General features: G+C 40.0%; 9 protein-coding genes and 5 rRNA genes. 2 read left to right on the top strand and 12 right to left on the bottom strand.

Annotated elements, in window-relative coordinates:
• Nucleotides 1-18 precede the first annotated feature (18 nt).
• From radA to ssp1_RS10805, 5 genes are all read right to left on the bottom strand, one after another.
• Nucleotides 19-1383, bottom strand: a complete 1365-nt coding sequence (gene radA / locus ssp1_RS10785) for a DNA repair protein RadA (protein ID WP_002451201.1) — start codon at nt 1381-1383, stop codon at nt 19-21.
• A gap of 345 nt (nt 1384-1728) precedes the next feature.
• The gene (locus ssp1_RS10790; protein WP_049423903.1) at nt 1729-4182 is read right to left on the bottom strand and encodes an ATP-dependent Clp protease ATP-binding subunit; all 2454 of its coding nucleotides are present in this window, start codon (nt 4180-4182) and stop codon (nt 1729-1731) included.
• A 15-nt stretch (nt 4183-4197) separates the two neighbouring features.
• The gene (locus ssp1_RS10795; RefSeq protein ID WP_002451199.1) at nt 4198-5202 is read right to left on the bottom strand and encodes a protein arginine kinase; all 1005 of its coding nucleotides are present in this window, start codon (nt 5200-5202) and stop codon (nt 4198-4200) included.
• Nucleotides 5195-5752, bottom strand: coding sequence for a UvrB/UvrC motif-containing protein (locus tag ssp1_RS10800; RefSeq protein WP_049423900.1), 558 nt, complete (start codon nt 5750-5752; stop codon nt 5195-5197). The genes ssp1_RS10795 and ssp1_RS10800 overlap by 8 nt, the downstream gene beginning before the upstream one ends.
• 20 nt (nt 5753-5772) lie before the next feature.
• Nucleotides 5773-6234 carry a CtsR family transcriptional regulator gene (locus ssp1_RS10805; RefSeq protein ID WP_002451197.1) on the bottom strand — a complete coding sequence of 154 codons (462 nt, stop codon included), beginning with the start codon at nt 6232-6234 and terminating at the stop codon, nt 5773-5775.
• Between the two features lie 155 nt (nt 6235-6389).
• Here ssp1_RS10805 and ssp1_RS10810 point away from each other — a divergent pair, with 155 nt between their 5' ends.
• Nucleotides 6390-7604 carry a NupC/NupG family nucleoside CNT transporter gene (locus tag ssp1_RS10810; RefSeq protein ID WP_002451196.1) on the top strand — a complete coding sequence of 405 codons (1215 nt, stop codon included), beginning with the start codon at nt 6390-6392 and terminating at the stop codon, nt 7602-7604.
• 56 nt (nt 7605-7660) lie between these two features.
• On the opposite strand, the gene pdxT is transcribed toward ssp1_RS10810, so the two are convergent.
• Together pdxT and pdxS are read right to left on the bottom strand one after the other, a co-directional pair.
• On the bottom strand, nt 7661-8218 hold the full coding sequence (pdxT, locus tag ssp1_RS10815; protein ID WP_002451195.1) for a pyridoxal 5'-phosphate synthase glutaminase subunit PdxT: 558 nt from the start codon (nt 8216-8218) through the stop codon (nt 7661-7663).
• Nucleotides 8219-8221: 3 nt separating this feature from the next.
• Nucleotides 8222-9109, bottom strand: coding sequence for a pyridoxal 5'-phosphate synthase lyase subunit PdxS (gene pdxS / locus ssp1_RS10820; RefSeq protein ID WP_002451194.1), 888 nt, complete (start codon nt 9107-9109; stop codon nt 8222-8224).
• Nucleotides 9110-9205: 96 nt separating this feature from the next.
• On the opposite strand from pdxS, the gene pdxR reads away from it, so the two are divergent.
• Complete coding sequence (gene pdxR / locus ssp1_RS10825; protein ID WP_107536013.1) at nt 9206-10588, top strand: MocR-like pyridoxine biosynthesis transcription factor PdxR; 1383 nt, start codon at nt 9206-9208, stop codon at nt 10586-10588.
• 469 nt (nt 10589-11057) lie between these two features.
• Here pdxR and rrf (ssp1_RS10830) read toward each other — a convergent pair.
• The 5 genes from rrf (ssp1_RS10830) to ssp1_RS10850 all read right to left on the bottom strand — a co-directional run bounded on the left by rrf (ssp1_RS10830) (nt 11058) and on the right by ssp1_RS10850 (nt 19430).
• Nucleotides 11058-11172 (bottom strand): 5S ribosomal RNA (gene rrf, locus ssp1_RS10830).
• Nucleotides 11173-11242: 70 nt separating this feature from the next.
• Nucleotides 11243-14164 (bottom strand): 23S ribosomal RNA (locus ssp1_RS10835).
• A gap of 380 nt (nt 14165-14544) precedes the next feature.
• Nucleotides 14545-16097: ribosomal RNA gene (locus tag ssp1_RS10840) — 16S ribosomal RNA — on the bottom strand.
• 227 nt (nt 16098-16324) lie between these two features.
• Nucleotides 16325-16439 (bottom strand): 5S ribosomal RNA (gene rrf, locus ssp1_RS10845).
• A 70-nt stretch (nt 16440-16509) separates the two neighbouring features.
• Nucleotides 16510-19430, bottom strand: a 23S ribosomal RNA gene (locus ssp1_RS10850).
• The 16S, 23S and 5S rRNA genes sit together here, the layout of an rRNA operon.
• Between the last annotated feature and the right edge of the window lie 367 nt (nt 19431-19797).

Below are 19797 nucleotides of genomic sequence, written 5' to 3' on the forward strand. Positions count from 1 at the left end.
CCCTCTCTTTCAAATCATTTATGAATTAAATGCGTATTTTAATGCTTCGTGTACTGATGAAACGCCTACTACTTTAATACCTTCAGGGAAAGTCCAACCACCAATATTAGTTTGTGGAATAATAACTCTCTTAAACCCTAACTTAGCCGCTTCTTGCACACGTTGTTCTATTCTAGCAACCCGCCTTACTTCTCCTGTTAGACCTACCTCACCAATAAAGCAGTCTAAGCCGTCTACAGCTTTATCTTTAAAGCTTGAAGCTGTAGCGACGATGATACTTAAATCAACTGCAGGTTCAGTTAATTTTACGCCACCAGCAACCTTAATATAAGCATCTTGTTGTTGTAGTAGATAATTTTCTTTTTTCTCTAAAACTGCCATTAATAGGCTTAAACGATTGTGATCGATACCAGTAGCCATACGACGTGGATTATTAAATGTAGTCGGTGTTACAAGCGCCTGTACTTCAATAAGTAGTGGTCTTGTACCTTCCATAGTTGAAACAATTGTTGAACCTGGCACGTTAGTTGAACGTTCTTCTAAAAACATCTCTGAAGGGTTCAGAACACCCTTAAGACCACTCTGTTTCATTTCAAATATTCCCATCTCATTTGTCGAACCAAAACGGTTTTTAACTGCTCTTAGTATTCGATAAGCATGATGTTCATCACCTTCGAAGTACAATACAGTATCCACCATATGTTCAAGTAATCTTGGTCCAGCAATTTGACCTTCTTTTGTAACATGTCCAACAATAAATGTAGCTATATTCATTTGTTTAGCTATATTCATTAAACTTTGCGTACTTTCTCTAACTTGTGACACAGACCCTGGTGCAGAACTGATTTCTGGATGGTATATCGTTTGGATAGAGTCGACGACTAGTAAGTCCGGATTAATGTCTTTAACTGTTTGATAGATGACTTCTAAATCTGTTTCAGCTAATACTTGTAATTGACTTGAATCTTCTTCTAAACGATCTGCACGTAATTTGGTTTGGTTAATTGATTCCTCACCTGTTATATATAAAACATTTTTAGATTGTGAGAGTGAGGCACAAATTTGTAGAAGTAACGTGGATTTCCCAATTCCTGGATCTCCGCCTATTAACACTAATGATCCATTGACAATCCCTCCACCAAGTACACGGTTAAATTCTTTAGATTCTGTAAGAATACGTGGTGTTGATTCATTTTTGATACTATCTAATGTTTGTACTTTTCCTGCTGCTTCTTTAGATTTAACACCATGTTTAGGGTTGGCTGCTTTTTCTACTATTTCTTCCATCTGGTTCCATGCACCACAATTAGGACACTTTCCCATCCATTTTGGAGATTGATAGCCACATGCCATACATTCGAATATTATCTTTTTCTTGGCCAATTTCGCACCTCCGTTATATTTAAGAACAAATCTATTTTAAACTGACACTTTCATAATGACAAATTAAATGTTAATGCTTTAATTAATTTTTTAAAAGTATTCATAATTCAATTCGATAAAGTCATTTTTTCGTAATAATATGTAAATTTTAATTTTTATTAATTAATGCTTTTCTACAATTATCAATAAAGACAATTATATATCACTAGCATTGATTTCTATTATGTCACAACTCAATTTAGTAATCATTGGAAATATTAGAATAATAGTGTTATCGGAATATAAATAAAGAGGTGGGAATACTTCAGTTCCCACCTCTTATAGCATAATAGAGTCTATAATTGTTTACGCTTCAGTAGAAGCCTTATCTTCTTTTCTATCTTGAATATCATATTTAAATGCTTCACCATCATGGTCCACTGTTACTTCTTTACCTTCCAATTGATTTCCATCTAAGATTAATTCACTTAGATTATCTTCAACTGTTTTTTGAATTGCACGAATCAATGGTCTTGCGCCATATTCTGGGTCATAACCTTCTTCAGCAATTTTTTCTTTGGCTTTTTCAGTAACTTTGATATTAATATTTTGTTCTGATAAACGCAATGTTAATTTATTCACCATCATAGTGACGATTTCTTTAAGTTCATCTTTAGATAATTTATGGAAGACAATAATATCATCCACACGGTTTAAGAACTCAGGACGGAAAGCATTTTTAAGCTCTTTCATCATTGTTTTACGTATAGATTCATAGTCTTGACCATCATCTGCACCACCAAAACCAGCAAAACGTTGGTCTTGTAATTCTTGTGCACCAACATTGGATGTCATAATGATAACTGTATTTCGGAAATCAACTTGACGTCCTTTAGTATCAGTTAAATGACCATCATCTAAAACTTGTAAAAGTATATTAAATACATCTGGATGTGCTTTTTCAATTTCATCAAATAGGATAACTGAATATGGTTTACGTCTTACTTTTTCAGTTAATTGACCGCCATCATCATGTCCAACATAGCCTGGAGGGGCTCCGACTAAACGACTGACAGCATGTTTTTCCATAAACTCACTCATATCAACCCTAATCATAGCATCATCTTCACCAAACATTGACTCTGCTAAAGCACGGGCTAATTCAGTTTTACCTACACCTGTAGGCCCTAAGAATATAAAGCTACCAATTGGACGTTTAGGGTCTTTCAAGCCTGCTCTTGCTCGTCTAACAGCTTTACTGATGGATGTAACGGCATCTTTTTGACCAATAACTCTATGATGTAGTGTATCTTCTAGATTTAGTAAACGGTCTGATTCTGTCTCATTAATTCTAGTTAATGGGATACCTGTCCAACCCGCAATAACTTCAGCAATATCTTCTTCTGATAATGATGTACTCACCCCATCTTGTGAGTTTTTCCATTCATTTTTAGCTTCTTCGTATTGTTTTTCTAATTTTGTTTGTTTATCTCTTAGGTTAGCTGCATTTTCAAATTCTTGTGCATGGACAGCTGCATCTTTTTCATTTTTTACTTTTTCAATTTGTTGTTCAATTTCTTTTAAATTATTAGGTGTTGTATGACTCTTCAATCTTACTTTTGAACTTGCTTCGTCAATTAGATCAATCGCTTTGTCTGGTAAGAAACGATCTGATACATAACGATGACTTAATTTAGCAGCCGCTTCTAAAGCTTCATCTGAAATATTGATACGGTGATGTGCTTCATAACGATCACGAAGTCCTTTTAAGATTGATACAGTGTCTTCAACTGTAGGCTCATCAACTTGAATAGGTTGGAAACGACGCTCTAAAGCGGCATCTTTTTCAATGTTTTTACGATATTCGTCTAACGTTGTGGCACCAATACATTGTAATTCGCCACGAGCTAATGCCGGTTTGAGGATATTTGAAGCATCTATAGCACCTTCAGCGCCACCTGCACCTACTAATGTATGCAATTCGTCAATAAATAGAATCACATTACCAGCCTGATGAATTTCTTCCATTACTTTTTTCAATCGTTCTTCAAATTCACCACGGTATTTTGTACCAGCTACAACCGTACCCATATCTAGTGACATGACACGTTTGTTTTTTAGTGTTTCGGGCACTTCATTGTTCACTATTGCTTGAGCTAATCCTTCCGCAATTGCTGTTTTACCTACACCTGGCTCACCAATTAATACAGGATTATTTTTAGTACGACGACTAAGTACTTCTATAACTCGAGTAATTTCTTTGTCTCGACCCACAACTGGATCTAATGTGCCATCTTTAGCAATAATTGTTAAATCACGTGCTAAACCATCTAATGTAGGTGTGTTATTAGATTTATTTGCTTGAGCGTTTTTATTACTCATTTCTGGACTTCCTAATGCTTTAACCACTTGTGCACGTGCCTTTGTGATATTTAAATCAAGGTTAGCAAATACACGTGCTGCTACACCTTCATTTTCACGGATTAAGCCAAGTAAAATATGTTCTGTTCCAACAAAGTTATGATGTAGCTTACGTGCTTCATCCATTGATAATTCAATCACTTTTTTAGCTCTAGGTGTATAGTGTAATGTTGCCATAGGTGCTTGACCATGACCAATTAGTTTCTCAACTTCTTCAATAACTTTATCCTCTGTAATATTAAAACTTTCTAATACTTTTGCTGCGATACCTTCAGGTTCTTTCATTAGACCTAATAAAAGATGTTCTGTTCCAATATTTGAATGGTTCAATCGAATTGCTTCTTCTTGTGCATGAGCCAATACTCTTTGTGCACGTTCAGTTAATCTACCAAATAGCATATGATTTGTTACCTCCTATTTTATATGTTCTCTTAAAACATTCGCTCTCTTTTCATTGACTGGTGTTTCATCCTCTTCATCAAATAAAAATGGTGTTTGAATTCCTACCATCAGTTCATTGAATTTAAAATTATCTAGTTTGATATAATTTAAATCTATGCCTAATTTAACTTCACTCAATCGATAAGATGCTTCTTCCATAGTGATAAGCCTGCTATTTTGCAGTATTCCTAATGAACGATAAACTCTATCTAACGTTTCTAAATGTTTATGTTTATCTAATCTTGATCGAATTTGAAGTTCTTCATTTATAATTTGATTGATTACTTCTGTTAAATTCTCTATGATTTCTTCTTCTGTTTTCCCCAATGTTAATTGGTTTGAAACCTGGTAAATGTGGCCATAAACTTGTGACCCTTCACCGTATATTCCTCGAATGGTAAAACCAAATCGATTGATTGTTTGTGCTATACCTGACATTCTTTTCATGATAGAAAGACCTGGCAAATGCAACATCACACTTGCTCTCATACCAGTTCCTATATTAGTAGGACATGTTGTTAAATAACCTAGATGTTCATCATAACTGATATCGAGTTGTTGATCGATTTCATCATCTAACGTCGACGCTTCTTTATACAATCTTTCTAGAGATAAATCTGTACCTAGCGCTTGAATTCTAATATGATCTTCTTCATTAATCATGACACTGATTGATTCATCATCATTTAATAGAACGGCCGATGCAGGTTGTTTAATCAACTCTGGACTCACTAAATGTTTAGCTACTAATTTCATTTTATTTTGTTGGTCCATCATGTCTAGTCTTTTCAAAGTCATGTTGGGTAATGCATCTTGTACTTCATTTATTACTCTAAATCCATCTTGTTCTGTCGGAAACATGAGTGGATGAACATGATTTTCAAGATTTCTTGCTAAGCGAATTCTTGAAGAAATGACCACTGGTGCTTCTTTAGTCGTTTTCATCCACTCACTAATGTTAGGTTCTAAGTCACTCATCCTGTTGCACCTCGCTCTCATCACGTAGCGATTTAATTTCGTCTCGAACAATGGCTGCCTGTTCAAAATCTTGTTCATCTATTAATTGTTGTAAAAATTGTTTCTTCTCTTCGATTTTCTTTTTAAGCGCAAGCTTATGATAAGAAGATTGAGGCACTTTTCCAACATGTTCATACTGACCGCCTTGCACACGTCTTACTATGTCTAAGATGTCATCCTTGAATGTTGCATAGCAATTGGAACAACCAAATTTGCCTACATGTGCGATGTCTTTTAACGTCATATGACAAGTTGGACATCTTTTTTCTTCCTGAAATGCCATTTCTTGAAAATTAATACCATGTTTAGTCGCTAAATGTTGTAATATTTGCTTTACAACAAATGCTTCTTCTATATCATCTTGATGATGATAGGATGATTGCTCTTGGTGCGTCCATGGGTTATCACCTTTCGCACAAGTACTACATACCCATTTTTCTTGCACACCATCTTTACTTTTAACTGTTAATTTAACTTCAGCTTCATTTAAATGGCAATTTTCACAAAGCAAAAAGCAACACCTCAATTCTTCTAGTAGTAATTTATGACAGGTAAAATTCTTTTAAGAATATTTGCTCTAATAATATCTCGAGATACAATATCCATTTTTAACGTTTCTCGATCAATAGCAGCAATAATCATTTTTGCTTCTCTTTCATTTACAAGTCCTTTATCTAACAAGCCATCTATTAAATAAAGTGCTTGTTGTTGGGATATTGAAGGACCTATTAATTGAAGTAAATGATTAATATAACCTGTTTCATCTTTGTTTTCAATTTTCGTGATTCGGATGTAACCACCACCACCACGTTTACTTTCTATTTCGTAACCATGCTCATTTGTAAATCTCGTTTTAATCACATAGTTTAATTGAGAAGGGACGCAGTCAAAACGTTGAGCAATATTTGCTCTTTGAATTTCCACCACATCTTCATTGGTTTCTTCAAATAAATGTTTAATGTACTGTTCTATGATGTCGGACATATTATGCATGATTATCACCTCTTTTTGACCTTCTTTGACTATATTATATGACCAACTTTGACCATTTTCAATTAATTTGATTTTAAATTTTTAAATTTTATGATGTTAGCGCTTATTTTTTATTGTATGATAGACAATAGAATAAATTAAAGGAATGAAAAAACATGCACATTCTCATAGGGATTATTGGAATTATTTTCTTTTTAGCACTCGCGTACTTATTTAGTTCAGATAGAAAGAATATTCGTTGGCAATATGTTGGATTATTATTAGTAATTCAATTAATTTTCGCCTTCATTTTATTAAAAACAAATATTGGTATTACAGTCATTGGTGGTATTGCTAATGGTTTTGGTTATTTACTATCTAAAGCAGCAGAAGGCGTTAACTTCGTTTTCGGTGGTTTTAAATATGTAGATCCTAAAAATCCACCATTTTTCTTTAACGTTTTATTACCAATTGTATTTATTTCAGCATTAATCGGTATCTTACAATACACTAAAATTTTACCATTTATAATTAATGTGTTAGGTTTCCTGATTTCAAAAATCAATGGTATGGGACGTTTGGAATCATACAATGCAGTAGCAGCAGCAATTTTAGGTCAATCTGAAGTATTTATTTCTTTAAAACAACAACTTCCTTATATACCTAAACAACGTTTGTATACATTAACTGCATCTGCAATGTCTACTGTATCTGCTTCAATTATTGGTGCTTATTTCACATTAATTGAACCGAAATACGTCGTAACAGCCGTTGTATTAAACTTATTTGGTGGTTTCATTATCGCTTCAATTATTAATCCTTATAAAGTTAATGAAGAAGATGATAAATTATTAGTTGCCGAAAGTGAAACTAAAAATCAATCTTTCTTTGAAATGCTTGGGGAGTATATTTTAGATGGATTTAAAGTGGCAGTCATCGTAGGCGCGATGTTAATTGGATACATCGCAATCATCGCGTTACTTAATGGTTTAGTAAGCGGTGCTTTCAGTTTACTTTCAGGTGGTGCAATCAAATGGGATTTCCAAACTTTAATTGGATTTGTTTTTGCTCCATTTGCATTCTTAGCAGGTGTACCATGGAACGATGCGGTTCAATCAGGTTCTGTTATGGCAACTAAATTACTATCAAATGAATTCGTTGCAATGCAGGCATTAGGTAAGTTAAATGGCATTTCAGAACATGCTAAAGGTGTTACTTCAGTATTCTTAGTATCATTTGCTAACTTTAGCTCTATTGGTATTATTTCTGGTGCTATTAAATCATTAAATGATAAAAAAGGTGACGTTGTTGCAAGATTCGGATTAAAATTATTATTCGGTGCGACATTAGTATCATTTATTTCAGCAGCAATTGCTGGATTCTTCATTTAATGAACAAAGGCAATGTATGATTGGGTATTTAAACTCAATCATACATTGCCTTATTTTTATTTTTGAATCATATGGTTAATAAAATAGTCCGTTACACGATAATCATCTGTTAATTCAGGATGGAATGATACCCCTAAATATTTATCTTGCTTAACAGCAACGATTTTATCGCCAATTTCACTTAATATTTCAACATGGTCAGCTACTTTCGCAATATGAGGTGCTCTAATAAAAACACCTTCTATATCCGTAGCGATACCTTTAATGTCTAATTCTGATTCAAAGCTATCTACTTGTCTACCAAATGAATTACGTTGAACTGTAATATCCAATTTATTTAAATAGCCTTCCTCACCTTCAACATCACTAGCTAGTACGATTAAACCAGCACAAGTACCAAACATAGGTAAATCTGATTGCTGAAGCTTTTCTTTAAAACCATATAAATCCATTAACCTTCTTAATGTTGTTGATTCACCACCAGGTAAGATTAAACCATCGATATCATCTAATTGTTCTACTTTTTTAATTGCGATACCTTCATGACCACTCAATTCTATATGACGAATATGTTCACGAACTGCACCTTGAAGCGCTAATACACCTATTTTCATATATTACCAACCACGCTCTTGCATACGTTCTTCTAATGAAATTTGGTTAATGTCTAAGCCTTTCATAGCAGTTCCTAATTCGGCAGCTAATTTACCAATTAGCTCATAATCTTGATAGTGTGTCGTAGCTTGAACAATCGCTTTAGCGAATTTTTCTGGATCCTCAGATTTGAAAATACCTGATCCAACAAATACACCATCTGCACCTAGTTCCATCATTAAAGCAGCATCTTGAGGTGTTGCAACGCCACCTGCAGCAAAGTTAACAACTGGTAATCTACCATTATCTTTGATTTGTTTTAAAACTTCATATGGTGCTCCGATATCTTTAGCAAATGTCATAATTTCATCATCATTCATAACAGTCAATCGACTCACTTCAGCATTAACTCTTCTCATATGTCTTACTGCTTCGACAATATTACCCGTACCCGGTTCTCCTTTAGTTCTTAACATAGCAGCCCCTTCGCCGATACGACGAGCAGCTTCACCTAAATTACGACAACCACATACAAAAGGTACTGTGAATTGATCTTTACGCAAATGATATTCTTCATCAGCAGGTGTTAGTACTTCTGATTCATCAATATAATCCACACCCATTGCTTCTAATACACGAGCTTCTGTAATATGACCAATTCGTGCTTTAGCCATAACTGGAATAGATACAGCATTCATAACTTCTTCAACAATTTTAGGGTTAGCACTACGTGCAACACCACCAGCTGCACGGATGTCAGAAGGTACTCTTTCTAATGCCATAACTGCAACAGCACCAGCTTCTTCTGCAATTTTAGCTTGTTCCGCATTGACAACATCCATAATAACGCCGCCTTTTTGCATTTCAGCCATTCCTCGTTTAACTCTTTCAGATCCAACTATTTTAGACATAAATTCTACCCCTTTACTTCTTGATTAAATTAATTGTAAAGGATAAACTGATATTTAAAAAGGTTCAATTTATTTATTATAAAGGAGGTCAGATGAGTGAAAGAGAAACAATCACTGTATATTGATTTATACGAAAAGTTGAAAAAGCAAATTATAGAAGGTCAATATCAGTCAAATGACAGATTCCCTTCAAAACGTCAATTAAGTGAGCATTTATCTTTAAGCCAAACAACTATTGAACACGCCTATCAATTGTTATTGGATGAAGGGTTTATATACTCTAAACCACGATCAGGTTATTACGTCTCCGATATCGAATCATTACCTGTACTATCCAAACAATATGTTGTGCCCACAACTACATACAACAATAATGAAAATTTGGATGAAGATAAAGAACATTATGCTTATTCTTTTAACTTATCAGAAATCGACGCAGAATATTTTCCCTCACATTTATTTAGAAAATATGCAAAAGATGTATTTGAAGATAATCAGTTTGAACTATTACAAAGAGGAAATAATCAAGGTGAATTTGAATTAAGACAACAAATTGCGCATTATTTATTCAGCAGTAGAGGAGTAACATCTCATCCAGATCAAATCATAATAGGATCTTCAACAGAACAATTATTAAATATGTTAACTGATATACTCGAAGATGCGTCATTTGCTATAGAAAAACCTAGTTATCCTCCGATTAAACAAGTATTAGATAAAAAGAAATTCAACTATTTACAAGTCCCAGTCGAGAAAAATGGTATACAAACTCATCCTATTTTATCATCGGATCATAACATAATTTATATCACACCTTCACACCAGTTTCCTACTGGCCATGTTATGAATCTAAAGAAAAGAACCCAACTCATCAACTGGGCTCAACAACAAGATAATAGATACATTATCGAAGATGATTATGATTCAGAATTTAGATATTTTGGTAAACCTATCCCTGCATTACAGAGTCTTGATTCACAGGATAAAGTCATTTATCTTAGTACCTTTTCTAAATCTATTTATCCAAGTTGCAGAATTGCATATATTGTATTACCACCGAAATTGTTAGAACAATATCATCATTATCATTATAAAGAAGCCAATACAGCTCCAGTTCATATCCAAAGAATGATTGCACAATTTATGAGTAGTGGTAGTTTTGAACGTCATTTAAATAAAATGAGAAAAATTTATAAAGAAAAGTTGCAATTTATTTTAAATGCTTTGTCACCATACGAAAATCAGTTGAAAGTTGACGGTGCACTTACAGGTATGCATTTTACTCTAACTGTTTTAAACGGATTAAATATGGAAGAATGTTTACAACGCGCTAAAAAGCATTCACTGAAATTACACCCCTATGAATTTGAAGAAAATACAAGTTCAACTCCAAAATTCATTATAGGTTTCGGTGGTATTCCTAAAAACCAATTAACTTCCCATACAGAAGCACTCATCAATACGTTAATTATAAAGTAACACTTCTTTTTCTTTTGAAAAAGTTAGTGTTACTTATGCAATTGACGTTAGTCTATTGTATTCATAATTAACTTGAGGGATATAATTAAAGAGAAATGGATAAACTGACTCTTTTTATTTTTGGGCATAAAAAAAGAGACCTTGCGGTCTCAATTATATTTGCCTGGCATGGGCTATTGTTCTTAATAGCTCATGCTATTAAGTAAGTAAAACATGTGATTTTCAATCACTGTTTTGCTTTAGAACGTTAGTCTGCTACCTTCGGCGCTAAGGAGCTTTTTCAACTTGAGAGAAATGCGCTTATACTTCTTCATTTTCATCTCTCCCTTACTCACTTAGCTCGACTAAGCTCGTTGCGCTCATTCTTCAATTCATCGTCTAAACGCATTTGCTCTGCGTTGACTTTCTTTTTTGGGCATAAAAAAAGAGACCTTACGGTCTCAATGCGGCTCATCGCATCCTATTATTTGCCTGGCAACGTCCTACTCTAGCGGAACGTTAGTCCGACTACCATCGGCGCTAAGGAGCTTAACTTCTGTGTTCGGCATGGGAACAGGTGTGACCTCCTTGCCATTGTCACCAGACAAATGGAATGTATTATACATTCAAAACTAGATAGTAAGTAAAATGATTTTGCGTCGCAAAACATAAATTTTGATTAAGTCTTCGATCGATTAGTATTCGTCAGCTCCACGTGTCACCACGCTTCCACCTCGAACCTATTAACCTCATCATCTTTGAGGGATCTTATAACCGAAGTTGGGAAATCTCATCTTGAGGGGGGCTTCATGCTTAGATGCTTTCAGCACTTATCCCGTCCATACATAGCTACCCAGCTATGCCGTTGGCACGACAACTGGTACACCAGAGGTATGTCCATCCCGGTCCTCTCGTACTAAGGACAGCTCCTCTCAAATTTCCTACGCCCACGACGGATAGGGACCGAACTGTCTCACGACGTTCTGAACCCAGCTCGCGTACCGCTTTAATGGGCGAACAGCCCAACCCTTGGGACCGACTACAGCCCCAGGATGCGATGAGCCGACATCGAGGTGCCAAACCTCCCCGTCGATGTGAACTCTTGGGGGAGATAAGCCTGTTATCCCCGGGGTAGCTTTTATCCGTTGAGCGATGGCCCTTCCATGCGGAACCACCGGATCACTAAGTCCGTCTTTCGACCCTGCTCGACTTGTAAGTCTCGCAGTCAAGCTCCCTTATGCCTTTACACTCTATGAATGATTTCCAACCATTCTGAGGGAACCTTTGAGCGCCTCCGTTACCTTTTAGGAGGCGACCGCCCCAGTCAAACTGCCCACCTGACACTGTCTCCCACCACGATAAGTGGTGCGGGTTAGAAAGCCAACACAGCTAGGGTAGTATCCCACCAATGCCTCCACGTAAGCTAGCGCTCACGTTTCAAAGGCTCCTACCTATCCTGTACAAGCTGTGCCGAATTTCAATATCAGGCTACAGTAAAGCTCCACGGGGTCTTTCCGTCCTGTCGCGGGTAACCTGCATCTTCACAGGTACTATGATTTCACCGAGTCTCTCGTTGAGACAGTGCCCAAATCGTTACGCCTTTCGTGCGGGTCGGAACTTACCCGACAAGGAATTTCGCTACCTTAGGACCGTTATAGTTACGGCCGCCGTTTACTGGGGCTTCGATTCGTAGCTTCGCAGAAGCTAACTACTCCTCTTAACCTTCCAGCACCGGGCAGGCGTCAGCCCCTATACATCACCTTACGGTTTAGCAGAGACCTGTGTTTTTGATAAACAGTCGCTTGGGCCTATTCACTGCGGCTCTTCTGGGCGTTAACCCTAAAGAGCACCCCTTCTCCCGAAGTTACGGGGTCATTTTGCCGAGTTCCTTAACGAGAGTTCGCTCGCTCACCTTAGAATTCTCATCTTGACTACCTGTGTCGGTTTGCGGTACGGGCACCTGTTATCTATCTAGAGGCTTTTCTTGGCAGTGTGAAATCAACGACTCGAGGAAACAATTTCCTCTCCCCATCACAGCTTGACCTTATGAGTGCCGGATTTGCCTAACACTCAGTCTTACTGCTTGGACGTGCAATCCAATAGCACGCTTCGCCTATCCTACTGCGTCCCCCCATCGATTAAAACGATACTAGGTGGTACAGGAATATCAACCTGTTATCCATCGCCTACGCCTGTCGGCCTCAGCTTAGGACCCGACTAACCCAGAGCGGACGAGCCTTCCTCTGGAAACCTTAGTCAATCGGTGGACGGGATTCTCACCCGTCTTTCGCTACTCACACCGGCATTCTCACTTCTAAGCGCTCCACATGTCCTTGCGATCATGCTTCGACGCCCTTAGAACGCTCTCCTACCATTGTCCTACGGACAATCCACAGCTTCGGTAATATGTTTAGCCCCGGTACATTTTCGGCGCAGTGTCACTCGACTAGTGAGCTATTACGCACTCTTTAAATGATGGCTGCTTCTAAGCCAACATCCTAGTTGTCTGCGCAACGCCACATCCTTTTCCACTTAACATATATTTTGGGACCTTAGCTGGTGGTCTGGGCTGTTTCCCTTTCGAACACGGACCTTATCACCCATGTTCTGACTCCCAAGTTAAATTGATTGGCATTCGGAGTTTGTCTGAATTCGGTAACCCGAGAAGGGCCCCTCGTCCAAACAGTGCTCTACCTCCAATAATCATCACTTGAGGCTAGCCCTAAAGCTATTTCGGAGAGAACCAGCTATCTCCAAGTTCGATTGGAATTTCTCCGCTACCCTCAGTTCATCCGCTCACTTTTCAACGTAAGTCGGTTCGGTCCTCCATTCAGTGTTACCTGAACTTCAACCTGACCAAGGGTAGATCACCTGGTTTCGGGTCTACGACCAAATACTAAACGCCCTATTCAGACTCGCTTTCGCTACGGCTCCACATTAGCTGCTTAACCTTGCATCAAATCGTAACTCGCCGGTTCATTCTACAAAAGGCACGCCATCACCCATTAACGGGCTCTGACTACTTGTAAGCACACGGTTTCAAGTTCTCTTTCACTCCCCTTCCGGGGTACTTTTCACCTTTCCCTCACGGTACTGGTTCACTATCGGTCACTAGAGAGTATTTAGCCTTAGGAGATGGTCCTCCCAGATTCCGACGGAATTTCACGTGCTCCGTCGTACTCAGGATCCACTCAAGAGAGTATATATTTTCGACTACAGGATTATTACCTTCTTTGATTCAACTTTCCAGATGATTCGTCTAATATATACTTTTGTAACTCCGTATAGAGTGTCCTACAACCCCAACAAGCAAGCTTGTTGGTTTGGGCTCTTCCCGTTTCGCTCGCCGCTACTCAGGGAATCGATTTTTCTTTCTCTTCCTCCGGGTACTAAGATGTTTCAGTTCTCCGGGTCTGCCTTCTGATATGCTATGTATTCACATATCGATAACATGACATAACTCATGTTGGGTTTCCCCATTCGGAAATCTCTGGATCAACGCTTACTTACAGCTCCCCAAAGCATATCGTCGTTAGTAACGTCCTTCATCGGCTTCTAGTGCCAAGGCATCCACCGTGCGCCCTTAATAACTTAATCTATGTTTCCATCCTACAGGAAACGCGTTATTAATCTTGTGAGTGTTCTTTCGAACACTAGCGATTATTTCTTATGAATTCAAGCTTTAAAACTCTAATTCACTCGGTTTTGCTTGGTAAAATCTATTTTACTTACTTATCTAGTTTTCAATGTACAAGTTCTATTTCCAGTCAAGCGTTTGCATACTGCTTTGTTATCATTACTTTAAATACCCATTTACTCTAGTAAACTCCGCTTTAAAGTATCTCAACGCATTGTCTGCGAATCGCTTTCTTTGAAAAAGAAGATATGTTGAATGTTGTATAAACATTCAAAACTGAATACAATATGTCAATGTTATTCCTTCATCTTCTACGAAGATGTTCCGAATATATCCTTAGAAAGGAGGTGATCCAGCCGCACCTTCCGATACGGCTACCTTGTTACGACTTCACCCCAATCATTTGTCCCACCTTCGACGGCTAGCTCCATAAATGGTTACTCCACCGGCTTCGGGTGTTACAAACTCTCGTGGTGTGACGGGCGGTGTGTACAAGACCCGGGAACGTATTCACCGTAGCATGCTGATCTACGATTACTAGCGATTCCAGCTTCATGTAGTCGAGTTGCAGACTACAATCCGAACTGAGAACAACTTTATGGGATTTGCTTGACCTCGCGGTTTAGCTGCCCTTTGTATTGTCCATTGTAGCACGTGTGTAGCCCAAATCATAAGGGGCATGATGATTTGACGTCATCCCCACCTTCCTCCGGTTTGTCACCGGCAGTCAACTTAGAGTGCCCAACTTAATGATGGCAACTAAGCTTAAGGGTTGCGCTCGTTGCGGGACTTAACCCAACATCTCACGACACGAGCTGACGACAACCATGCACCACCTGTCACTTTGTCCCCCGAAGGGGAAAACTCTATCTCTAGAGCAGTCAAAGGATGTCAAGATTTGGTAAGGTTCTTCGCGTTGCTTCGAATTAAACCACATGCTCCACCGCTTGTGCGGGTCCCCGTCAATTCCTTTGAGTTTCAACCTTGCGGTCGTACTCCCCAGGCGGAGTGCTTAATGCGTTAGCTGCAGCACTAAGGGGCGGAAACCCCCTAACACTTAGCACTCATCGTTTACGGCGTGGACTACCAGGGTATCTAATCCTGTTTGATCCCCACGCTTTCGCACATCAGCGTCAGTTACAGACCAGAAAGTCGCCTTCGCCACTGGTGTTCCTCCATATCTCTGCGCATTTCACCGCTACACATGGAATTCCACTTTCCTCTTCTGCACTCAAGTTTTCCAGTTTCCAATGACCCTCCACGGTTGAGCCGTGGGCTTTCACATCAGACTTAAAAAACCGCCTACGCGCGCTTTACGCCCAATAATTCCGGATAACGCTTGCCACCTACGTATTACCGCGGCTGCTGGCACGTAGTTAGCCGTGGCTTTCTGATCAGGTACCGTCAAGATGTGCACAGTTACTTACACATTTGTTCTTCCCTGATAACAGAGTTTTACGATCCGAAGACCTTCATCACTCACGCGGCGTTGCTCCGTCAGGCTTTCGCCCATTGCGGAAGATTCCCTACTGCTGCCTCCCGTAGGAGTCTGGACCGTGTCTCAGTTCCAGTGTGGCCGATCACCCTCTCAGGTCGGCTACGTATCGTTGCCTTGGTAAGCCGTTACCTTACCAACTAGCTAATACGGCGCGGATCCATCTATAAGTGACAGCAAAGCCGCCTTTCACTATTGAACCATGCGGTTCAATATGTTATCCGGTATTAGCTCCGGTTTCCCGAAGTTATCCCAGTCTTATAGGTAGGTTATCCACGTGTTACTCACCCGTCCGCCGCTAACGTCAAAGGAGCAAGCTCCTTATCTGTTCGCTCGACTTGCATGTATTAGGCACGCCGCCAGCGTTCATCCTGAGCCAGGATCAAACTCTCCATAAAAAATTATGATGTTTGATTAGCTCATAAAACTAAATTAATTGTTGTAACTTTCGTTACATTATTGGAATTAACGTTGACATATTGTCATTCAGTTTTCAATGTTCATTTCTTTTACCGACAAGAATTAATTATACGCTTTATTAACTCGAAAGTCAACAACTTTTTATAAATAATTTTTATCGTATATACCTCACAAAAAAATGACCTCACGGCCAAATATAGGTATTGCCTGGCAACGTCCTACTCTAGCGGAACGTTAGTCCGACTACCATCGGCGCTAAGGAGCTTAACTTCTGTGTTCGGCATGGGAACAGGTGTGACCTCCTTGCCATTGTCACCAGACAAATGGAATGTATTATACATTCAAAACTAGATAGTAAGTAAAATGATTTTGCGTCGCAAAACATAAATTTTGATTAAGTCTTCGATCGATTAGTATTCGTCAGCTCCACGTGTCACCACGCTTCCACCTCGAACCTATTAACCTCATCATCTTTGAGGGATCTTATAACCGAAGTTGGGAAATCTCATCTTGAGGGGGGCTTCATGCTTAGATGCTTTCAGCACTTATCCCGTCCATACATAGCTACCCAGCTATGCCGTTGGCACGACAACTGGTACACCAGAGGTATGTCCATCCCGGTCCTCTCGTACTAAGGACAGCTCCTCTCAAATTTCCTACGCCCACGACGGATAGGGACCGAACTGTCTCACGACGTTCTGAACCCAGCTCGCGTACCGCTTTAATGGGCGAACAGCCCAACCCTTGGGACCGACTACAGCCCCAGGATGCGATGAGCCGACATCGAGGTGCCAAACCTCCCCGTCGATGTGAACTCTTGGGGGAGATAAGCCTGTTATCCCCGGGGTAGCTTTTATCCGTTGAGCGATGGCCCTTCCATGCGGAACCACCGGATCACTAAGTCCGTCTTTCGACCCTGCTCGACTTGTAAGTCTCGCAGTCAAGCTCCCTTATGCCTTTACACTCTATGAATGATTTCCAACCATTCTGAGGGAACCTTTGAGCGCCTCCGTTACCTTTTAGGAGGCGACCGCCCCAGTCAAACTGCCCACCTGACACTGTCTCCCACCACGATAAGTGGTGCGGGTTAGAAAGCCAACACAGCTAGGGTAGTATCCCACCAATGCCTCCACGTAAGCTAGCGCTCACGTTTCAAAGGCTCCTACCTATCCTGTACAAGCTGTGCCGAATTTCAATATCAGGCTACAGTAAAGCTCCACGGGGTCTTTCCGTCCTGTCGCGGGTAACCTGCATCTTCACAGGTACTATGATTTCACCGAGTCTCTCGTTGAGACAGTGCCCAAATCGTTACGCCTTTCGTGCGGGTCGGAACTTACCCGACAAGGAATTTCGCTACCTTAGGACCGTTATAGTTACGGCCGCCGTTTACTGGGGCTTCGATTCGTAGCTTCGCAGAAGCTAACTACTCCTCTTAACCTTCCAGCACCGGGCAGGCGTCAGCCCCTATACATCACCTTACGGTTTAGCAGAGACCTGTGTTTTTGATAAACAGTCGCTTGGGCCTATTCACTGCGGCTCTTCTGGGCGTTAACCCTAAAGAGCACCCCTTCTCCCGAAGTTACGGGGTCATTTTGCCGAGTTCCTTAACGAGAGTTCGCTCGCTCACCTTAGAATTCTCATCTTGACTACCTGTGTCGGTTTGCGGTACGGGCACCTGTTATCTATCTAGAGGCTTTTCTTGGCAGTGTGAAATCAACGACTCGAGGAAACAATTTCCTCTCCCCATCACAGCTTGACCTTATGAGTGCCGGATTTGCCTAACACTCAGTCTTACTGCTTGGACGTGCAATCCAATAGCACGCTTCGCCTATCCTACTGCGTCCCCCATCGTTTAAAACGATACTAGGTGGTACAGGAATATCAACCTGTTATCCATCGCCTACGCCTGTCGGCCTCAGCTTAGGACCCGACTAACCCAGAGCGGACGAGCCTTCCTCTGGAAACCTTAGTCAATCGGTGGACGGGATTCTCACCCGTCTTTCGCTACTCACACCGGCATTCTCACTTCTAAGCGCTCCACATGTCCTTGCGATCATGCTTCGACGCCCTTAGAACGCTCTCCTACCATTGTCCTACGGACAATCCACAGCTTCGGTAATATGTTTAGCCCCGGTACATTTTCGGCGCAGTGTCACTCGACTAGTGAGCTATTACGCACTCTTTAAATGATGGCTGCTTCTAAGCCAACATCCTAGTTGTCTGGGCAACGCCACATCCTTTTCCACTTAACATATATTTTGGGACCTTAGCTGGTGGTCTGGGCTGTTTCCCTTTCGAACACGGACCTTATCACCCATGTTCTGACTCCCAAGTTAAATTGATTGGCATTCGGAGTTTGTCTGAATTCGGTAACCCGAGAAGGGCCCCTCGTCCAAACAGTGCTCTACCTCCAATAATCATAACTTGAGGCTAGCCCTAAAGCTATTTCGGAGAGAACCAGCTATCTCCAAGTTCGATTGGAATTTCTCCGCTACCCTCAGTTCATCCGCTCACTTTTCAACGTAAGTCGGTTCGGTCCTCCATTCAGTGTTACCTGAACTTCAACCTGACCAAGGGTAGATCACCTGGTTTCGGGTCTACGACCAAATACTAAACGCCCTATTCAGACTCGCTTTCGCTACGGCTCCACATTAGCTGCTTAACCTTGCATCAAATCGTAACTCGCCGGTTCATTCTACAAAAGGCACGCCATCACCCATTAACGGGCTCTGACTACTTGTAAGCACACGGTTTCAAGTTCTCTTTCACTCCCCTTCCGGGGTACTTTTCACCTTTCCCTCACGGTACTGGTTCACTATCGGTCACTAGAGAGTATTTAGCCTTAGGAGATGGTCCTCCCAGATTCCGACGGAATTTCACGTGCTCCGTCGTACTCAGGATCCACTCAAGAGAGTATATATTTTCGACTACAGGATTATTACCTTCTTTGATTCAACTTTCCAGATGATTCGTCTAATATATACTTTTGTAACTCCGTATAGAGTGTCCTACAACCCCAACAAGCAAGCTTGTTGGTTTGGGCTCTTCCCGTTTCGCTCGCCGCTACTCAGGGAATCGATTTTTCTTTCTCTTCCTCCGGGTACTAAGATGTTTCAGTTCTCCGGGTCTGCCTTCTGATATGCTATGTATTCACATATCGATAACATGACATAACTCATGTTGGGTTTCCCCATTCGGAAATCTCTGGATCAACGCTTACTTACAGCTCCCCAAAGCATATCGTCGTTAGTAACGTCCTTCATCGGCTTCTAGTGCCAAGGCATCCACCGTGCGCCCTTAATAACTTAATCTATGTTTCCATCCTACAGGAAACGCGTTATTAATCTTGTGAGTGTTCTTTCGAACACTAGCGATTATTTCTTATGAATTCAAGCTTTAAAACTCTAATTCACTCGGTTTTGCTTGGTAAAATCTATTTTACTTACTTATCTAGTTTTCAATGTACAAGTTCTATTTCTAGTCAAGCGTTTGCATACTGCTTTGTTATCATTACTTTAAATACCCATTTACTCTAGTAAACTCCGCTTTAAAGTATCTCAACGCATTGTCTGCGAATCGCTTTCTTTGAAAAAGAAGATATGTTGAATGTTGTATAAACATTCAAAACTGAATACAATATGTCAATGTTATTCCTTCATCTTCTACGAAGATGTTCCG

This window comes from Staphylococcus sp. M0911 (genome assembly GCF_003491325.1).
In the GTDB taxonomy this organism is placed as follows: Bacteria; Bacillota; Bacilli; order Staphylococcales; family Staphylococcaceae; genus Staphylococcus; species Staphylococcus warneri_A.